This window comes from Sedimentimonas flavescens, assembly GCF_019264375.1.
Lineage (GTDB): Bacteria > Pseudomonadota > Alphaproteobacteria > Rhodobacterales > Rhodobacteraceae > Rhodobacter > Rhodobacter flavescens.
The window spans coordinates 140,509-155,327 of record NZ_JAHVAI010000009.1; the positions used below are offsets into that span (position 1 = coordinate 140,509).

Annotated in this window: 17 protein-coding genes; 10 read left to right on the plus strand and 7 right to left on the minus strand. The window is 64.1% G+C overall.

Annotation, left to right across the window (positions count from 1 at the left end; translation table 11 throughout):
• Positions 1 to 94 precede the first annotated feature (94 nt).
• Together KTQ37_RS10575 and KTQ37_RS10580 are read left to right on the plus strand one after the other, a co-directional pair.
• Complete coding sequence (locus KTQ37_RS10575) at positions 95 to 1,303, plus strand: MalY/PatB family protein (RefSeq protein WP_218630482.1); 1,209 nt, start codon at positions 95 to 97, stop codon at positions 1,301 to 1,303.
• Complete coding sequence (locus tag KTQ37_RS10580) at positions 1,303 to 1,833, plus strand: L,D-transpeptidase family protein (RefSeq protein WP_218630483.1); 531 nt, start codon at positions 1,303 to 1,305, stop codon at positions 1,831 to 1,833. Before KTQ37_RS10575 ends, KTQ37_RS10580 begins: the two co-directional genes overlap by 1 nt.
• Before the next feature lie 4 nt (positions 1,834 to 1,837).
• Here KTQ37_RS10580 and KTQ37_RS10585 read toward each other — a convergent pair whose 3' ends face one another.
• The gene (locus tag KTQ37_RS10585) at positions 1,838 to 2,185 is read right to left on the minus strand and encodes a hypothetical protein (RefSeq protein ID WP_218630484.1); all 348 of its coding nucleotides are present in this window, start codon (positions 2,183 to 2,185) and stop codon (positions 1,838 to 1,840) included.
• Positions 2,186 to 2,359: 174 nt separating this feature from the next.
• On the opposite strand from KTQ37_RS10585, the gene KTQ37_RS10590 reads away from it, so the two are divergent.
• The 3 genes from KTQ37_RS10590 to KTQ37_RS10600 all read left to right on the plus strand — a co-directional run bounded on the left by KTQ37_RS10590 (position 2,360) and on the right by KTQ37_RS10600 (position 4,972).
• A complete protein-coding gene (locus tag KTQ37_RS10590; protein ID WP_218630485.1) occupies positions 2,360 to 3,526 on the plus strand; it encodes a lytic murein transglycosylase in 1,167 nt (388 codons plus the stop codon).
• 110 nt (positions 3,527 to 3,636) lie between these two features.
• Complete coding sequence (locus KTQ37_RS10595) at positions 3,637 to 4,377, plus strand: MlaA family lipoprotein (RefSeq protein WP_218630486.1); 741 nt, start codon at positions 3,637 to 3,639, stop codon at positions 4,375 to 4,377.
• Positions 4,367 to 4,972, plus strand: a complete 606-nt coding sequence (locus tag KTQ37_RS10600; protein WP_236021177.1) for an MlaC/ttg2D family ABC transporter substrate-binding protein — start codon at positions 4,367 to 4,369, stop codon at positions 4,970 to 4,972. The genes KTQ37_RS10595 and KTQ37_RS10600 overlap by 11 nt, the downstream gene beginning before the upstream one ends.
• Positions 4,973 to 4,978: 6 nt before the next feature.
• On the opposite strand, the gene KTQ37_RS10605 is transcribed toward KTQ37_RS10600, so the two are convergent.
• A complete protein-coding gene (locus tag KTQ37_RS10605) occupies positions 4,979 to 7,165 on the minus strand; it encodes a transglycosylase domain-containing protein (RefSeq protein ID WP_218630488.1) in 2,187 nt (728 codons plus the stop codon).
• Positions 7,166 to 7,236: 71 nt separating this feature from the next.
• The gene (locus KTQ37_RS10610) at positions 7,237 to 7,443 is read right to left on the minus strand and encodes a hypothetical protein (RefSeq protein ID WP_218630489.1); all 207 of its coding nucleotides are present in this window, start codon (positions 7,441 to 7,443) and stop codon (positions 7,237 to 7,239) included.
• Here KTQ37_RS10610 and KTQ37_RS10615 point away from each other — a divergent pair.
• Together KTQ37_RS10615 and KTQ37_RS10620 are read left to right on the plus strand one after the other, a co-directional pair.
• Positions 7,430 to 7,768 (plus strand): P-II family nitrogen regulator, encoded by a 339-nt coding sequence (locus KTQ37_RS10615; RefSeq protein WP_218630490.1) that lies wholly within the window; start codon positions 7,430 to 7,432, stop codon positions 7,766 to 7,768. The two genes, KTQ37_RS10610 and KTQ37_RS10615, sit on opposite strands and share 14 nt — an antisense overlap.
• A 24-nt stretch (positions 7,769 to 7,792) precedes the next feature.
• Entirely contained in the window at positions 7,793 to 9,148 is a 1,356-nt protein-coding gene (locus KTQ37_RS10620) for an ammonium transporter (RefSeq protein WP_218630491.1), read from the plus strand.
• 200 nt (positions 9,149 to 9,348) lie between these two features.
• Here KTQ37_RS10620 and KTQ37_RS10625 read toward each other — a convergent pair whose 3' ends face one another.
• The 3 genes from KTQ37_RS10625 to smpB all read right to left on the minus strand — a co-directional run bounded on the left by KTQ37_RS10625 (position 9,349) and on the right by smpB (position 11,965).
• A complete protein-coding gene (locus tag KTQ37_RS10625) occupies positions 9,349 to 10,530 on the minus strand; it encodes an amino acid aminotransferase (RefSeq protein WP_218630501.1) in 1,182 nt (393 codons plus the stop codon).
• Positions 10,530 to 11,387, minus strand: coding sequence for a 3-mercaptopyruvate sulfurtransferase (gene sseA, locus KTQ37_RS10630; RefSeq protein WP_218630492.1), 858 nt, complete (start codon positions 11,385 to 11,387; stop codon positions 10,530 to 10,532). The genes KTQ37_RS10625 and sseA overlap by 1 nt, the downstream gene beginning before the upstream one ends.
• Before the next feature lie 104 nt (positions 11,388 to 11,491).
• A complete protein-coding gene (gene smpB / locus KTQ37_RS10635) occupies positions 11,492 to 11,965 on the minus strand; it encodes an SsrA-binding protein SmpB (RefSeq protein WP_218630493.1) in 474 nt (157 codons plus the stop codon).
• A 104-nt stretch (positions 11,966 to 12,069) separates the two neighbouring features.
• On the opposite strand from smpB, the gene KTQ37_RS10640 reads away from it, so the two are divergent.
• Positions 12,070 to 12,519: an ion channel gene (locus KTQ37_RS10640; protein ID WP_218630494.1), complete on the plus strand. Its 450-nt coding sequence runs from the start codon at positions 12,070 to 12,072 to the stop codon at positions 12,517 to 12,519.
• A gap of 2 nt (positions 12,520 to 12,521) precedes the next feature.
• Here KTQ37_RS10640 and KTQ37_RS10645 read toward each other — a convergent pair whose 3' ends face one another.
• Positions 12,522 to 12,971 (minus strand): DUF302 domain-containing protein, encoded by a 450-nt coding sequence (locus KTQ37_RS10645; protein WP_218630495.1) that lies wholly within the window; start codon positions 12,969 to 12,971, stop codon positions 12,522 to 12,524.
• A gap of 153 nt (positions 12,972 to 13,124) precedes the next feature.
• Between KTQ37_RS10645 and msrP the strand changes: the two genes are divergently transcribed.
• Entirely contained in the window at positions 13,125 to 14,048 is a 924-nt protein-coding gene (gene msrP, locus KTQ37_RS10650) for a protein-methionine-sulfoxide reductase catalytic subunit MsrP (protein ID WP_218630496.1), read from the plus strand.
• Entirely contained in the window at positions 14,048 to 14,653 is a 606-nt protein-coding gene (msrQ, locus tag KTQ37_RS10655) for a protein-methionine-sulfoxide reductase heme-binding subunit MsrQ (RefSeq protein WP_218630497.1), read from the plus strand. Before msrP ends, msrQ begins: the two co-directional genes overlap by 1 nt.
• Positions 14,654 to 14,819 lie beyond the last annotated feature (166 nt).

Below are 14,819 nucleotides of genomic sequence, written 5' to 3' on the forward strand. Positions count from 1 at the left end.
TAGGAACAGAGTTCCAATAATTTATGATGCATTGGGAGGGTGTGCTATATTACCTAGCAAATCAGGAAAATCTTGCCTCTGGAAAGGTGGAGACATGAACCAGGCCCCGAATCGTGCCGCCCTGACGGCCGCCCCGAATTTCGACGAAGTGATCGACCGGGTGGGCACCCATTCGTCCAAATGGGACGGAATGCAAGGCATCTACGGCGTCAGCCCGCGCGAAGGGATCGCGATGTGGGTCGCCGACATGGACTTTCGCCCCCCGGCCTGCGTGCAGCGCGCGCTTGAGGGCATGACGGCGCACGGGGTCTATGGCTACTGGGGCGACAACCGCGCCTATCATGCCGCGATCCAGTGGTGGATGGCCAACCGCCACGGCTGGCATGTCGAGCCGGAGTGGATCTTTACCACCCATGGCCTCGTGAACGGCACCGCGCTTTGCGTCGATGCCTTCACCGCGCCGGGCGATGGCGTGGTGCTGATGACCCCGGTCTATCACGCCTTTGCACGCGTCATTCGCGCCGCTGGCCGCACCGTGGTGGAATGCCCGCTCAAGCGCGTCGATGGCCGCTACGAGATGGATTTCGACGCCTGGGACGCGCAGATGGACGGCTCGGCCAAGATGATGATCCTGTGCTCGCCGCATAACCCCGGTGGCCGGGTCTGGACCGAGGATGAGCTGCGTGCCGCCGCCGATTTCGCGCGCCGCCACAACCTCGTGCTGGTCTCGGACGAGATCCACCATGACCTGGTGATGCCGGGCGGGCGCAAGCATATCCCGATGGCCGTGGTCGAGCCCGACATGCCGCTGGTGATGATGACCGCCACCACCAAGACCTTCAACATCGCGGGCGGTCTGACGGGCAATGTCATCATCGCCGACCCCGAACTGCGCAAGCGGTTCGGCGCGCGCATGATGGCGATGGGGATTTCGCCCAACAGCTTTGGTCTGGCGATGGCCACGGCGGCCTATTCGCCCGAGGGTGCGGCCTGGGTCGATGCGCTGCTGGCCTATATCGACGGCAATCGCAAGATCTTCGATGCGGGCGTGAACGCGATCCCCGGCCTGCGCTCGATGCCGCTTGAGGCGACCTATCTCGCCTGGGTCGATTTCGCCGATACCGGAATGGAACCGGCCGAGTTCATCGCGCGAGTCGAGAAAGATGCGAAGATCGCCGCCAACCATGGCGCCACCTTCGGTCTGGGCGGCGAGAATTTCCTGCGCTTCAACCTGGCGACGCCGCGCGCCCGTGTCGAAGAGGCCGTGGCGCGGCTGAAAGACGCCTTCGCCGACTTGCAGTGATGCTGCGGCGGCTGGCGCGGATCTTTTCAGCGTTCACGCTGGCGGTGTTATTGGCGGGCGTGGTGGCGATTGTGCTGCCGCGCCCGCAGCCGCCTTTGCCGCCGCTTGCGGGACCGGTCAGCCGTATTGTCGTTGAAAAGGCCGCGCGCCGGATGACGGTCTATACCGGCGATCAGGTGGCGCGGGTCTATCGCATTCGGCTCGGCTTCGCGCCCGAGGGCGACAAGCTGCGCGAGGGCGACGGGCGCACGCCCGAGGGTGTCTTCCGTATCGACCGGCGCAACGGCTCCAGCGCCTATCACCTGTCACTGGGCATCGACTATCCGCAGAAAGAAGACCGCGCCCGCGCCGCAGCGGCCGGGGTCGATCCGGGGGGCGATATCTTCTTTCACGGTCAGCCCAACATCCTGCCGCGCGGTATAACGCTTGGCCATGACTGGACGGCCGGTTGCATCGCGCTGGCCGATGCCGAGATCGAGGAGTTGTTCGCAGCAACCCCCGTGGGTGCGCGCGTCGAGATCCTGCCCTGAGCCCTCAGGCCGAGGGCAGATATCCAACCGGCGCATCGTCGGGGCGCACGAAATCCAGCGGCGCGCGGTCGGCCACCGGGGTTTCGCGCTTGACCGTGCAGATCAGCTCATCCCCGTCGATGTCAGAAGCCACGATCAGCGCGCTGGCGATATGCCGCCCGCCTTCGTAAAGCTCGACATGCCCGCGCAGATGGGTCACCCGCGTCGCATCGAGCGCAAAGCCGCCACGCCAGCGGCGCAGCACCGGCAGCACCTCGTCGCCGGTGTGAATGCGCAAACGCGATTTGCGGCCCCCCTCGGGCCGGTAGGCGGCACGCAGAGCCGCCACGAGATCTTTCGGCAGAAACTCCATCTCCCCCTCCTACGACGAATCCCCCTAAGGGACATCCTGCGCCTGACTGTATAAAAATCAAGTTTATCAAAAGTATGACGCTGAGATCGGGGTGATCCAGGGTCTGAGCGCAACGCTGTTGCGATGCTGCCGCGCAGCGACTAGCCTTGAGCCATTCGACTACCGGAGGATTTCATGCGTCCCTTTGTTGCGGCCCTGATCTGGGGCCTTTGCCTGCCTTTACCCGTGGCCGCGCAATGCGGGGGCGATTTCGGCACCTTCGTGCAGGGCCTCAAGGCCGAGATCCGCGCTCAGGGGCTGAGCGAGGCGCAGGCGGACGCTTTTCTGCGTGGTGTGCGCCAGGATGCGCGCGTTCTGAAAGCCGATCGTGCGCAGGGCGTTTTTCGCAAGAATTTCATTGAGTTCTCACAATCTCTGATCAGCCAGAACCGACTGACGAACGGGGCGAAGAACAGCCAGAAGTACAAGGCGGTCTTCGACCGGATCGAGCGCGAATATGGCGTGTCACGCGGGGTGCTACTGGCGTTCTGGGCGCTTGAAACCGATTACGGCGCGGTGCAGGGCGATTTCAACACACGCGATGCGCTGGTCACGCTGGCCCATGATTGCCGCCGCCCCGAGTTGTTCCGGCCGCAGGTTCTGGCGGCCGCAGAGTTGTTCCGGCGCGGCGATTTCGACCCGCAGCGCACTATCGGTGCCTGGGCGGGCGAGATCGGGCAGGTGCAGATGCTGCCCGAAGATATCCTGCGCAACGGGGTCGATGGCGATGGCGACGGGCATGTCACGCTCAAGACCTCGGCGCCCGATGCGCTGATGTCGGGGGCGCGGATGCTACGCGATCTGGGTTGGCGCAAGGGTGAGCCCTGGATGCAGGAGATCATGGTGCCCGAGGGGCTCGACTGGTCGAAGACGGGAATGAAAGTCGCGCTCGATACATCCGAATGGGCGCGCATGGGTGTCAAGGCGCGCGCAGGCGCGCTGGCGTCGGGCAAGGGATCGGTGCTGCTTCCGATGGGACGCAAGGGGCCGGCCTTCATGGTCTACCCAAATTTTCAGGTGTTGTTCGAGTGGAACAAGAGCTTTGTCTACGTCACCACCGCAGCCTATTTCGCGACGCGACTGGAGGGCGCCGCACGATTCGATCCGGGCCGCCCCGAGGCTGGTCTGAGTGCCGAGCAGATGAAGGTCTTGCAGCAGAAGCTGGCAGCACGTGGCCATGATGTGGGCGCCATAGATGGTATCCTGGGGGCCCGCACGCGCGACGCCGTGCAGCGCGAACAGATGCGCCTGGGGCTACCCGCCGATGCCTGGCCGACTGCGGCGCTATTGTCTCGGTTGTGACGCTGGCACGCCTTGTTTCCGCCTATGCATAGACCTAACTTTAGAGGATAAGTTGAATTGGACTCCCGGCATTTGAATATTGACCGGCGGCGGCCGGGATGGGGGGTAAGATGCAGTTGCTGACCTTGCAGACCGGGGCGTTGGCCATGTGCGTCGTGCTGGCGGGCTGTGGCGGGACACCGCCGCATGAGGGTGAGTTCTGGGACCCCCATGAAGAGCAGAATCGCTCCACGCATGAGTTCAACAAGAAGCTCGACCGTGTTTTCGTGACGGCCATCAAGCCGATCGTGTTGCCCGAGCCGGTCTTCGACGGTTTGGCCAATGCGTCGCGCAACCTCGGATTGCCTAGCAAGGCGGTCAACTCGGTGCTACAGGGGCGCGCGGAACCAGCGGTCGAGAACAGTCTGCGCTTCGTGATCAACTCCACCATCGGGATCGGCGGGGTGTTCGACCCGGCGGGCGCTGTCTTCGGCCTGCACGAGACAGATACCGATTTCGGCGAGACGCTCTATGTCTGGGGCTGGAGCGAGGGCGCCTATGTCGTGCTGCCGGTTGTTGGTGCCTCGACCGAGCGCGATGCGATCGGCTGGCTCGTCGACTTCGTCCTCGACCCGGTCAACGTGGCATTCGAAGGGCAGGATGCCGTTGCCGTCACCGGCGTGCGGATCGCGGGCAAGATCGCGAATCGCAAGCGCTTTGGCGACACGGTGGATTCGGTGCTGCATGAAAGCGCCGATAGCTACGCCCAGACCCGGCTGCTTTACCTGCAAAGCCGCCGCTACCAGCTTTCCGGCAGGGAGGAAAACGATGCAGATGCCTATGACCCCTATGAGGACCCCTATGCGGAATGAACCGACCCGCCGCAGCCTGCTGGCGTTTGGCGTCGCGGGGGTTGCCGCCCTTGCGCTGCCCGCCCCGGCGCTGGCGCTGAACGATGCCGAGGCGAGCGCGCTGATCCAGCGCGCGGTCAACGATGTGAACGCGGCGATTGCCTCGGGCAAGAGCGGCGCGGCGCTTTACGCGGATTTCGAGAAGATCTTCACCCGTTACGCCGATGTGCCGGTCATCGCGCGCTCGGCGCTTGGAACGGCCGCGCGCTCGGCCAGTTCGGCACAGATGTCGGCCTTCACCACCGCCTTCCGGGGGTATCTGTCGCGCAAGTACGGCAAGCGCTTCCGCGAGTTCTTCGGCTCTCGCTTCGAGGTGCAAGGCGCGCGGGCGGTCAAGACCTTCTACGAGGTCAAGACCATTGCCTATATGCCGGGTCAGGCGCCGTTCGAGGTGCTCTGGCATGTCTCGGACAAGTCGGGGCGCGATCTGTTCTTCAACCTCATCATCGAGGGGGTGAACATGCTGGCCTCCGAGCGCACCGAGATCGGCGCCATGCTTGATCGGCGCCGGGGTGATATCGATGCGCTGATCGCGGATCTCAAGACCGCCGGCTGAGCCCGCCTAATAAAGCGAGCGCAGCAGGTTCTCGATGGCCTGACCAAGGGTTTCGTTGCGGTCGGGCTGGGTGCTGCGGCGAACGAGCTCGCCGTTGATCACGGGCACGCCGCCCTCGGGGATCGGGTCGCCCGAAGACCAGACCTGACCGCCACTGTTGCGCCACTCGGACGGGTCCGCCATCGGCAGGGGGCGCGCGGGCAGGCCGTCTTCGACCCGCACCATGACCTCGCGCCAGATATCGGCAGGCAGGCCGCCCCCGGTCACACCCGACAGCGGGCGGTTGTCGTCATAGCCCATCCAGACCCCGGTCACGTAATCGGCGGTGAAGCCGATGAACCAGGCGTCGCGCGCGGCCTGGGTGGTGCCGGTCTTGCCTGCGATCTGGCGCCCCTCGATCCGGGCGCGGCGGCCGGTGCCCTGCTCGATACCCTGATGCATCATCCACATCAGCTCGCGCGCGGCTCTCTCCGAGATCACCCGCTCGCCCATACCGCCGCCGGCGCCGAAAAGCGGTTCGGCATCGCCCTTGATGCGCAGCTCGTTCATGCCGAAGGGCTCAACCGAGCTGCCACCGTTCAGGATGCCCGCGAAGGCGCCCGTCATCTCAAGCAGGGTGGATTCGGAAACGCCCAGCACAACGGCGGGGCCGGGGGCCAGATCCGAGGCAAAGCCGAAATCTGACGCGACCTTGCGCACCTGGTCAAAGCTGACCTCAAGCCCCACGCGCACCGTGGAGGTGTTGATGGAATGTGCCAGCGCCATCCAAAGCGGGATCGGCCCCAGGAATTCCTTGGTGTAGTTCTGCGGCGACCAGTGGCCCGATCCGCGCACGTTCACCGTCAGCGGGCCGTCCAGAACGGTCGTATCGGGCGTCATGCCCATGTCGAGACCAGCCGCATAGACAAAGGGTTTGAAGGTCGAGCCGGTCTGCCGCTTGGCCTGCGTTGCGCGGTTGAACGCGCCCGACACTTTCGTGGCACGCCCGCCCACCATTGCGCGCACCGCGCCATCGGCGGACATGACGACAATCGCGGCCTCGGCCTCGGAGCCTTCCTTGACCTTGGTTTCGAAGACGGATTTCAGCGCCTCTTCCGCCGCGCTCTGGATGCGCTGGTCGAGCGTGGTGTGGATGATCACGTCCTCGGTCGTATCCTTCGACAGGAAGTCGGGCGTCGTATCCATCACCCAGTCGGCAAAATAGCCGCCCGCGCGGGCCTGTGCGGCCTCGGACAGCGTTGCCGGGTTGGCGCGTGCGGCCTGCCATTCGCCGTCATCCAGGTAACCCTGCTCATGCATCAGCGCCAAAACCATGCCTGCGCGCTCTTGCGCGCGGGTCAGATTGGTCGTGGGCGCATAGCGCGAGGGTGCCTTGAGCAGCCCTGCCAGCATCGCGGCCTGCTGCGGGTTCACATTCGCCGCCGAGATGCCGAAATAACGCTGCGCCGCGGCTTCGAAGCCGCGCGCCCCCGCGCCCAGATAGGCGCGGTTGAGGTAGATCGTCAGGATCTCCTCTTTGGAATACTTGACCTCCATCGCCAGTGCGTAGGGGATCTCCTTGATCTTGCGCTTGATCCCGCCCGAGCGGCAGTCGTCCTCATAGGCCGCCTCGGTCTTCCAGATCGCGGGGTCGTATTCGACGCCGAGGCAGAGCAGTTTCGCGACCTGCTGGGTGATGGTCGAGCCGCCGTTACCCTCAAGCGGGCCGCGCCCCTCGGACAGGTTGATCTTGATCGCCGAGGCGATGCCGCGCGGGCTGACGCCGAAATGGCGATAGAAGCGTCGGTCCTCGGTCGCGATGACGGCGTTCTTGAGATGCGGCGAGACGTTCTCGGCCGTGATCTGGCCGCCGAAGGTTTCGCCACGCCAGGCAAAGACCTGGTTGTTGCGATCCAGCATGGTGACCGAGCCGCGATAGCGCCCGTCGAGCAGCGCCGAGACGTCGGGCAGGCCCGCGTAGAAGTAGAAGGTGGCAAGGCCGACGATCATCGCGACAAAGGCTCCGGCGCGCCATGTCATGCCCCAGATCGCGCGCCAGATCAGATGCAGAAGCCCCATGATCGGGCCGCGCTTGTGCGGTGCACGCGGGGCCTTGCGGCGCTTGGCGGCTTTCTTGGGCGCAGCGGGCTTCGCCGCCGCTTTGTAGCGCTTGTCTGCCACCAAGGGCCCCTGCCGCCCACCTGTTCCTGCCATTACCGTGATCCGATGCCTGCCGTTTTTCGGGACACTACACGCTCTGCCTCGGCTTGTGGAGCAACAAGAGATCACGATTCGGTTTGCTTGGCGCCTAAAAAATAGGCGATGCGCACAATTTGTGCAGATAGGAGCGGCTTCAGGCTGTTTTGACGTGTTTCTGCGGGCGCGATTTCTTGTGCTGCAGATGCATATTCGCGCTTTTGAAGGGCATGGATGTCCTGCGTGGCATCGAAAGTTGCTGACAAAGGGAAGGGCGAACCAGTGAAACTGATCATTGCAGCAATCAAGCCGTTCAAGCTCGAGGAGGTGCGCGAGGCGCTCACTTCGATCGGCGTGCGCGGAATGATGGTGACCGAAATCAAGGGCTTTGGGGCGCAGTCGGGCCACACCGAGATCTATCGCGGTGCGGAATATGCTGTGAACTTCGTTCCCAAGGTCAAGCTCGAGATCGTCGTGGCCGACGCTCTGGCTGACGAAGTTGTCGACACGATCCTCAAGGCGGCGAAGACCGACAAGATCGGCGACGGCAAGATCTTCATTCTCGACGTCAACCAGGCGGTCCGCGTCCGCACCGGCGAAGCCGGCGATGACGCGCTCTAAGTAAAGCTCAGGGGAAGTGAATCAATGAAAAACCTCTCGAAAATCACGGGCCTGACGGCAGCGGCGCTGCTGGCTGCCCTGCCCGCCTTCGCGCAGGAAACCGCCGCCGTCGCAGAAGCAGCCGTCGAGGCCGCTGCTCCGGTCGTGGACAAGGGCGACGTGGCCTGGATGATGACCTCGTCGCTGCTGGTGCTGTTCATGATCGTGCCGGGCCTCGCGCTGTTCTATGGCGGCCTCGTGCGCACCAAGAACATGCTGTCGGTGCTGATGCAGTGCACCATGATCGCCGCCGTGGCGATGGTGGTCTGGGTCCTTTATGGCTATTCCTTCGCCTTCGGGGGCGGCACTTCGCCGTTCTGGGGCGGCCTGGGCAAGCTGTTCCTGTCCGGCGTGACGATCGACTCGGTCGCGGCGACCTTCTCGGATGGCTATGTGCTGCCTGAGTATGTCTTCATCGCGTTCCAGATGACCTTTGCCGCCATTACCCCGGCGCTTGTCGTCGGTGCTTTTGCAGAGCGCATCAAGTTCTCGGCGGTGATGCTGTTCACGGTGATGTGGCTGACCGTCGTCTACTTCCCGATCGCCCATATGGTCTGGGACGGCGCCGGCCTGATCTTCAACTGGAGCGCCATCGACTTTGCCGGCGGTACGGTCGTGCATATCAACGCTGGTGTCGCGGCCCTGGTCGCAGCCATCGTGATCGGCCCGCGGGTTGGCTTTGGCAAGGACATGATGGCTCCGCACTCGATGACGTTGACCATGGTTGGCGCGGCGATGCTGTGGGTTGGCTGGTTCGGCTTCAACGCCGGTTCGAACCTCGAAGCGACCGCCGGTGCGACGCTTGCCATGATCAACACCTTTGTCTGCACCGCCGCAGCGATCGTCAGCTGGGCTGCCATCGAAGCGATCTTCCGCGGCAAGGCCTCCGGGCTAGGTGCGGCGTCGGGTCTGGTCGCTGGTCTGGTTGCCATCACCCCTGCCTGCGGCACCACCGGCCCTGTCGGTGCGATCGTTCTGGGCCTGATGGTTTCGCCGGTCTGCTACTTCTTCGTGACCTCGGTGAAGTCGAAGTTCGGCTACGACGACTCGCTCGACGTGTTCGGTGTGCACGGCGTGGGTGGCATCGTCGGCGCGATCATGACCGGCGTGCTCTGCGCCCCGGCTCTGGGTGGCACGGGTTTCGTGGTCGAAGCTGGCACCATGGGGGCTCAGGTCGCCGCGCAGATCAAGGGTGTCGCCGTGACCATCGTGTGGTCGGGTGTTGCCTCGCTGGTGCTGCTCTACATCACCAAGTCGATTACCGGGCTGCGCGTCTCGACCGATGACGAGCGTCAGGGCCTCGACCTCTCGGCCCATGGCGAAAGCGCCTACCACTCGTAATCCGCAACACGTAAAAAATGAGAAGGCCCGGGGGTATCCGGGCCTTTTTGCGTTTCCCCCCCGACCTCCTCCACGGCGGACCCCAAAGGTATGGGGACAGCGCTTTGAGCATGCGGATTGCATTGCTGATGAGGACCGCAATGAAAAACGCGGGGGCGTTGCGGCCCCCGCGTTTCTTGTCGTTTCAATCCCTTGGCGGATCAGACGCCGGCGTCGATGATCGCGCGGGCCAGAAGCGGCACGGTCTTGGCGTTCAGGCCCGCGATGTTCAGGCGCGAGTCGCCGACCATGTAGATGGCGTTGTCGAGGCGCATCTTCTCGACCTGCTCGGGGCTGGCGCCGATGCGCGAGAACATGCCGCGGTGCTGTGCCACGAAGTCGAACCGGTCCGAGTTCGACAGCTGGCGCAGCTCAGCCGCCAGCGCCTCGCGCAGGCCGAGCATGCCGTTGCGCACCTCTTCGAGTTCGGCCTCCCAGTCAGCGCGCAGCGCCGGGTCGGTCAGCACCATGGTCACAAGGCGCGCGCCGTGATCGGGCGCGAAGGAATAGGTCTGGCGGTTCAGATAGGCCAGGGTGCCCTGCGTGACCTCTTTCGAGGCGGCGTCGGACAGGACCATCAGGCAGCCGGTGCGCTCGCGGTAGATACCGAAGTTCTTCGAGCAGGAAGCCGCGATCATCACCTCGGGCAGGCGCGACGCGATCAGGCGGGTGCCCGCGGCGTCGGCCTCAAGCCCGTCGCCAAAGCCCTGATAGGCGAGGTCGATCATCGGGATCGCGCCCTTGGCCTCAAGCAGGTCGGCGACGACGCCCCATTGCTCGATCGTCAGGTTGGCCCCGGTCGGGTTGTGGCAGCAGCCGTGCAACAGGACAACATCGCCCGCCTTCACGCCCTCAAGGTCCGCCATCATCGCGTCGAAATCGACCGAGCGCGAAGCCGCGTCGAAGTAGCGATAGAGTTTGTAGTCCTGCTTCATGAAGGACAGGATCGACAGGTGGTTCGGCCAGGTCGGGTCCGACACCCAGATGGTCACGTCCGGGTTCGCCATGCGCGCAAGCTCAAACCCCATGCGGCAGGCGCCGGTGCCGCCCACGGTTTGCAGCGCGGACAGACGATCCTTCGGATAGTCGGCACCCAGAACCATGCCCGCCATGGCGGCGTGGAATTCGGGTTCGCCTGCCAGCGCGGTATAGGTCTTGGTGGTTTCCTTGTCCCAAAGCTGCTTCTCGGCGGCCTTGATCGCACGCATCACCGGCGTGCGGCCCTCGGCGTCCTTGTAGACACCGACGCCGAGATCGACCTTGTCCGTCCGGGGGTCGGCGCGGAACATGCCCATCAGCGCCAGGATCTTGTCCGGCGCCTGCGGCTTGAGAGAGTTGAACATCATGCTTCTCCGGTTGCGACCTTGAGGTCGTTATACATGCCCCACTCGGCCCAGGCCCCGTCATAGACCGACCAGTTGCGGTGGCCCAGACGTTCCAGCGCCAGCGCAAGGATCGCCGCATTCACGCCCGAGCCGCAGCTGCAGATCGCGGGCTTCGACAGATCGACCTTGGCGGCCTCGAAGGCGGCGCGCAGATCATCTGGGGATTTGAGCGTATTCGCCGGGGTCAGCAGATCCATCCACTGGACGTTCTTCGAGCCGGGAATATGGCCCTGGCGCAGGCCAGGGCGGGGTTCGGGATCGACGCCGATGAAGCGGCCATGGGCGCGCGCGTCGATGATCTCGTAATCGCCCAGCTTCGAGGCATGGGCGACCTGCGTGACGTCCTTGATCAGGCTGGCCTGACGCTGGACGGTGATGTGGCGATCGCGCATGACCGGGGGCAGATCCTCGATCTCGCGGCCCTCGGCCTGCCATTTCGGCAGACCGCCGTCGAGCACGGCGACATCGGTCTTGCCCATCAGGCGGAAGGTCCACCACACGCGGGGCGCCGAGAACACGCCCGCCTGATCATAGACCACGACCTGATGGCCGTCGCCGATGCCCATGGCCCGCATCCGCGAGACGAACTTCTCGACCGGAGGCGCCATATGCGGCAGTTCCGAGCGCGAATCGGCGATCTCGTCGATGTCGAAGAACCGCGCGCCGGGAATATGCGCGGCGTCATAGCCGGCCTTGGCATTGCGCGGATCGGTCGGCAGGAACCATGTGGCGTCAATAATCCGCAGATCCGGGTCGTGCAGATGTGCCTCGAGCCAGTCCGTGGAAACAAGGGTTTTAGGATCATCCATCGCCATTGCGCGCCCTCCGTTTGCTTCAACGTCCTTAGCCTCAGAGGGCCAAGGGAGGCAAGAGTTCTGGGCGGTCCGAGAGCGAAAAGCGGCCCGCAACTGTCTCTGGGTCAGCTATGCTGCTTGAGTAGGCGCTGTTTTTGCCGATTCCAGTCGCGCTTGGCCTCGGTTTCGCGCTTGTCGGCCACCTTCTTGCCCTTGGCGATGCCCAGGAGCAGCTTCACCCGCCCCTTGTCGTTGAAATACATCTTGAGCGGCACGATGGTCATCCCCTCGCGCCCGATCGCCTGCCACAGCCGCGACAGCTCGCGCTTGGAGACCAGCAGCTTGCGGTGGCGGCGCTCTTCGTGGCCGAAGACGCCCGCCTCCTTATAGGCGGCGATGTAGGAGTTGATCAGCCACAGCTCGCTATTCTCGACCGAGGCATAGCTTTCGGCGATGTTCGACTGTCCGGTGCGCAGCGATTTCACCTCGGAGCCGGTCAGCACGATGCCCGCCTCGAGCGTGTCCTCGACGGCATAGTGGTAACGCGCCTGCCGGTTTTCGGCGATCAGCTTGGAATTGGGATCGGACTTCTGGGCCATGGTCGCACCGAGATAGGGCAGGGCAGGGCATCTGTCCAGTGCGACAGCGCGGACCTTGACCGCCGCGCCCCGCAACGTATAGGCGCGATTCAGGGAGAGATCGCATGTTTCTGCAGCTGTTCATCGGGTCGGTCATCATGGTGATGACCGTGATCATCGCCGCTCTCAGCGCCTGGGGGATGGAGTGGGCTTTTGCGCGCTCGCGTCCCTGGTTGCTGCGCGAGCCGCACCGACCCAAGCTCATCCTGGTGGTGCTGGTCACCGCGCTTTGGGCGCTGGCCATGGTAACGGCGGGGGTCTGGCTCTGGGCCTTCTGTTTCCGCGCGCTCGGGATCTTCATCACCATGGAGGCCGCGGTCTATTTCGCGCTCGTGTCCTACACGACGCTTGGCTATGGCGACATCCTGTTGACCCATGAATGGCGCATCCTCGGGGGGATGGCGGCGGCCAATGGTCTGCTGAACATCGGCCTGCTGACGGCGCTTCTGGTCGAGGCGCTGCGTCAGGTGCGCCTGAGCCAGTTGCAGGCGCACCTTAAACGAGGCGAGGGCTGAGCTTACGGATCGAGCATCAGCGCCTCGGCGACGATGCCGCCGAGCATCTCCTCGACCATGTCCATCTCGCCCTCGGGGTAGTCCCGGAAACCCACGGTGATTACGCCGGGGCGCTCGGGGGTTTCATAGACGAAGATGTTGTAGGGGCAGAACTGCACGTTCGTCGGATCGATCTCCATCACCGCGCGCGACACTTTGGCCGAGCAGAACGAGAACACATCGGCGGCGGTGAAGATCACCTTGTCCGAGCCGACATCGGCACGCGTGCGCTCCAGCATCGCGCCGGTATGGCTGACGTGATCGACCACAAGGCCCGCGCCGATGATTGCGTTCTCGACCGCGAAGGCGACGCTGCCGAAATCGTCCTCGACGTCCCAGCTATGGGCATCTTGCGCCTGCGCGGCCCCCGCGAGGGCACAGGCCGCGACGGCGGCCAGTATCGGGTGTTTCATGATTTCTCCCTTTTCCCTGCCGCCGCGGCGGCTTTCGTATTCCATTTTTAATATATTTAAGCGCCGTGGGAAGAGGTAACAATCGCGCTAGCTGTGTAACGGCGGGCCTGTTGGGAACGTATTCCTTTTATAGTCCCGACAGGAGGAGTTCCGATGGCACATGAACGCGCGAAACTGAGCTGGTCCGATGTGACCCCCAAGGCCCAATTCCTGCAGCGCAGGACGCTGCTGGCGGGGATCGGGGCAAGTGCGGTGCTCGGCGCGCTACCCGCGCAGGCCAAGATCGCGGCGCGACCCTCGGCCTATTCGACCGATGCCAAGCCCAACACCTTCGAAGAGATCACCACCTATAATAACTTCTACGAGTTCGGTTGGGACAAGACCGACCCGGCCCGCCATGCGGGCAAGCTGCGCACCGATCCCTGGTCGGTCGAGATCGCCGGGCTGGTCGAGCGCCCCGGCAGCTATGCGCTCGATGACATCCTGAAGAACGTGACCCTGGAAGAGCGGATCTACCGGCTGCGCTGCGTCGAGGCCTGGTCCATGGTGATCCCCTGGATCGGCTTTCCGCTGGCCGATCTGCTGAACCGCGCGGGCGTGCAGCCCGGTGCGAAATATGTGGCGTTCGAGACCTTGCTGCGCCCCGAGGAAATGCCCGGCCAGCGCGGCGGCGGGATCGACTGGCCCTATGTCGAGGGGCTACGCCTCGACGAGGCGATGCATCCGCTCACGATACTTGCCTCAGGGCTATATGGCGAAGAGCTGCCCAAGCAGAACGGCGCCCCGCTGCGACTGGTCGTGCCGTGGAAGTATGGCTTCAAGTCGATCAAGAGCATCGTCAGGATCACCCTGACCGATGCGATGCCGCGCACCACATGGAAAGCCCTGCAGCCGCGCGAATACGGGTTCTACGCGAATGTGAACCCGGAGGTGGATCACCCCCGCTGGTCGCAGGCGACCGAGCGCCGGATCGGTGCGGGCCTCTTTGCCAAGCGCGAGCCGACGCTGATGTTCAACGGCTATGCCGATGAGGTCGCCGGCCTCTATGCCGGGATGGACCTGAGGGTGAACTATTGATGATGGCCGCAACGGTGAATGGCAGTCTGCGCAGGGTCTCGCCCGGCTGGATCTATCTGGCGGGGCTGATCCCTCTGGCTTGGATCGTCTGGCTTGGCCTGTCGAACGGGTTGGGCGTTGATCCGGTCAAGGAGATCGAGCACCGACTGGGCAAGGTGGCGCTGTGGTTCCTGATGGGCGGGCTGGCCATCACCCCCGCGCGCCGGTTTTTCGGTTTGAACCTGATCCGCTATCGCCGCGCGATCGGCCTGATCGCCTTCTTTTATCTCTGCCTGCACCTGACCGCTTGGGTCGTGCTCGACATGGCGCTTTTGTGGGAGCAGGCCCTGCGCGATCTGGTCAAGCGCCCCTATCTTTATCTTGGCCTCACCGGGTTTGCCGCGCTGATCCCGCTGGCGCTGACCTCGAACAATGCCTCGGTGCGCAAGCTGGGACGTAACTGGCGACGCCTGCACTGGCTGGTGTACCCGGCCGTGGGGTTCGGGGTGATTCACTATCTGATGCAGATGAAGGTCGTCACGGCCGAGGGATGGGCCTGGGCCGCCGCTTTCACGGCGCTGATGGTGGCGCGAGTCGCCGCCCGGGCCTTGCCGACTCGCCGCTGATGCCGCGATTCCTGCCACAAGACGCCTTGAGGGGCGGAGGCTTGCGGGTTTCGTCAGGCAGGGCTCGCTCGATCGGCATTTTCTTTTCCCAACGAAACAAGGGATTTTTGTGATTTGAGAGAGAAAAGTTTGTGATTTTTGAAAAAGGGCCTTGCGGAGGTTGTCG

What these genes read in the sequence shown, in the direction of transcription:
- KTQ37_RS10640 (WP_218630494.1), top strand. Translation starts at nt 12,070, where the DNA reads ATGTTTCTGCAGCTGTTCATCGGGTCGGTCATCATGGTGATGACCGTG.
- KTQ37_RS10585 (WP_218630484.1), bottom strand. Translation starts at nt 2,185, where the DNA reads ATGGAGTTTCTGCCGAAAGATCTCGTGGCGGCTCTGCGTGCCGCCTAC.
- KTQ37_RS10575 (WP_218630482.1), top strand. Translation starts at nt 95, where the DNA reads ATGAACCAGGCCCCGAATCGTGCCGCCCTGACGGCCGCCCCGAATTTC.
- KTQ37_RS10595 (WP_218630486.1), top strand. Translation starts at nt 3,637, where the DNA reads ATGCAGTTGCTGACCTTGCAGACCGGGGCGTTGGCCATGTGCGTCGTG.
- KTQ37_RS10600 (WP_236021177.1), top strand. Translation starts at nt 4,367, where the DNA reads ATGCGGAATGAACCGACCCGCCGCAGCCTGCTGGCGTTTGGCGTCGCG.
- KTQ37_RS10580 (WP_218630483.1), top strand. Translation starts at nt 1,303, where the DNA reads ATGCTGCGGCGGCTGGCGCGGATCTTTTCAGCGTTCACGCTGGCGGTG.
- KTQ37_RS10625 (WP_218630501.1), bottom strand. Translation starts at nt 10,530, where the DNA reads ATGTTCAACTCTCTCAAGCCGCAGGCGCCGGACAAGATCCTGGCGCTG.
- msrQ (WP_218630497.1), top strand. Translation starts at nt 14,048, where the DNA reads ATGATGGCCGCAACGGTGAATGGCAGTCTGCGCAGGGTCTCGCCCGGC.
- smpB (WP_218630493.1), bottom strand. Translation starts at nt 11,965, where the DNA reads ATGGCCCAGAAGTCCGATCCCAATTCCAAGCTGATCGCCGAAAACCGG.
- sseA (WP_218630492.1), bottom strand. Translation starts at nt 11,387, where the DNA reads ATGGCGATGGATGATCCTAAAACCCTTGTTTCCACGGACTGGCTCGAG.
- msrP (WP_218630496.1), top strand. Translation starts at nt 13,125, where the DNA reads ATGGCACATGAACGCGCGAAACTGAGCTGGTCCGATGTGACCCCCAAG.
- KTQ37_RS10605 (WP_218630488.1), bottom strand. Translation starts at nt 7,165, where the DNA reads ATGGCAGGAACAGGTGGGCGGCAGGGGCCCTTGGTGGCAGACAAGCGC.
- KTQ37_RS10610 (WP_218630489.1), bottom strand. Translation starts at nt 7,443, where the DNA reads ATGATCAGTTTCACTGGTTCGCCCTTCCCTTTGTCAGCAACTTTCGAT.
- KTQ37_RS10620 (WP_218630491.1), top strand. Translation starts at nt 7,793, where the DNA reads ATGAAAAACCTCTCGAAAATCACGGGCCTGACGGCAGCGGCGCTGCTG.
- KTQ37_RS10590 (WP_218630485.1), top strand. Translation starts at nt 2,360, where the DNA reads ATGCGTCCCTTTGTTGCGGCCCTGATCTGGGGCCTTTGCCTGCCTTTA.
- KTQ37_RS10645 (WP_218630495.1), bottom strand. Translation starts at nt 12,971, where the DNA reads ATGAAACACCCGATACTGGCCGCCGTCGCGGCCTGTGCCCTCGCGGGG.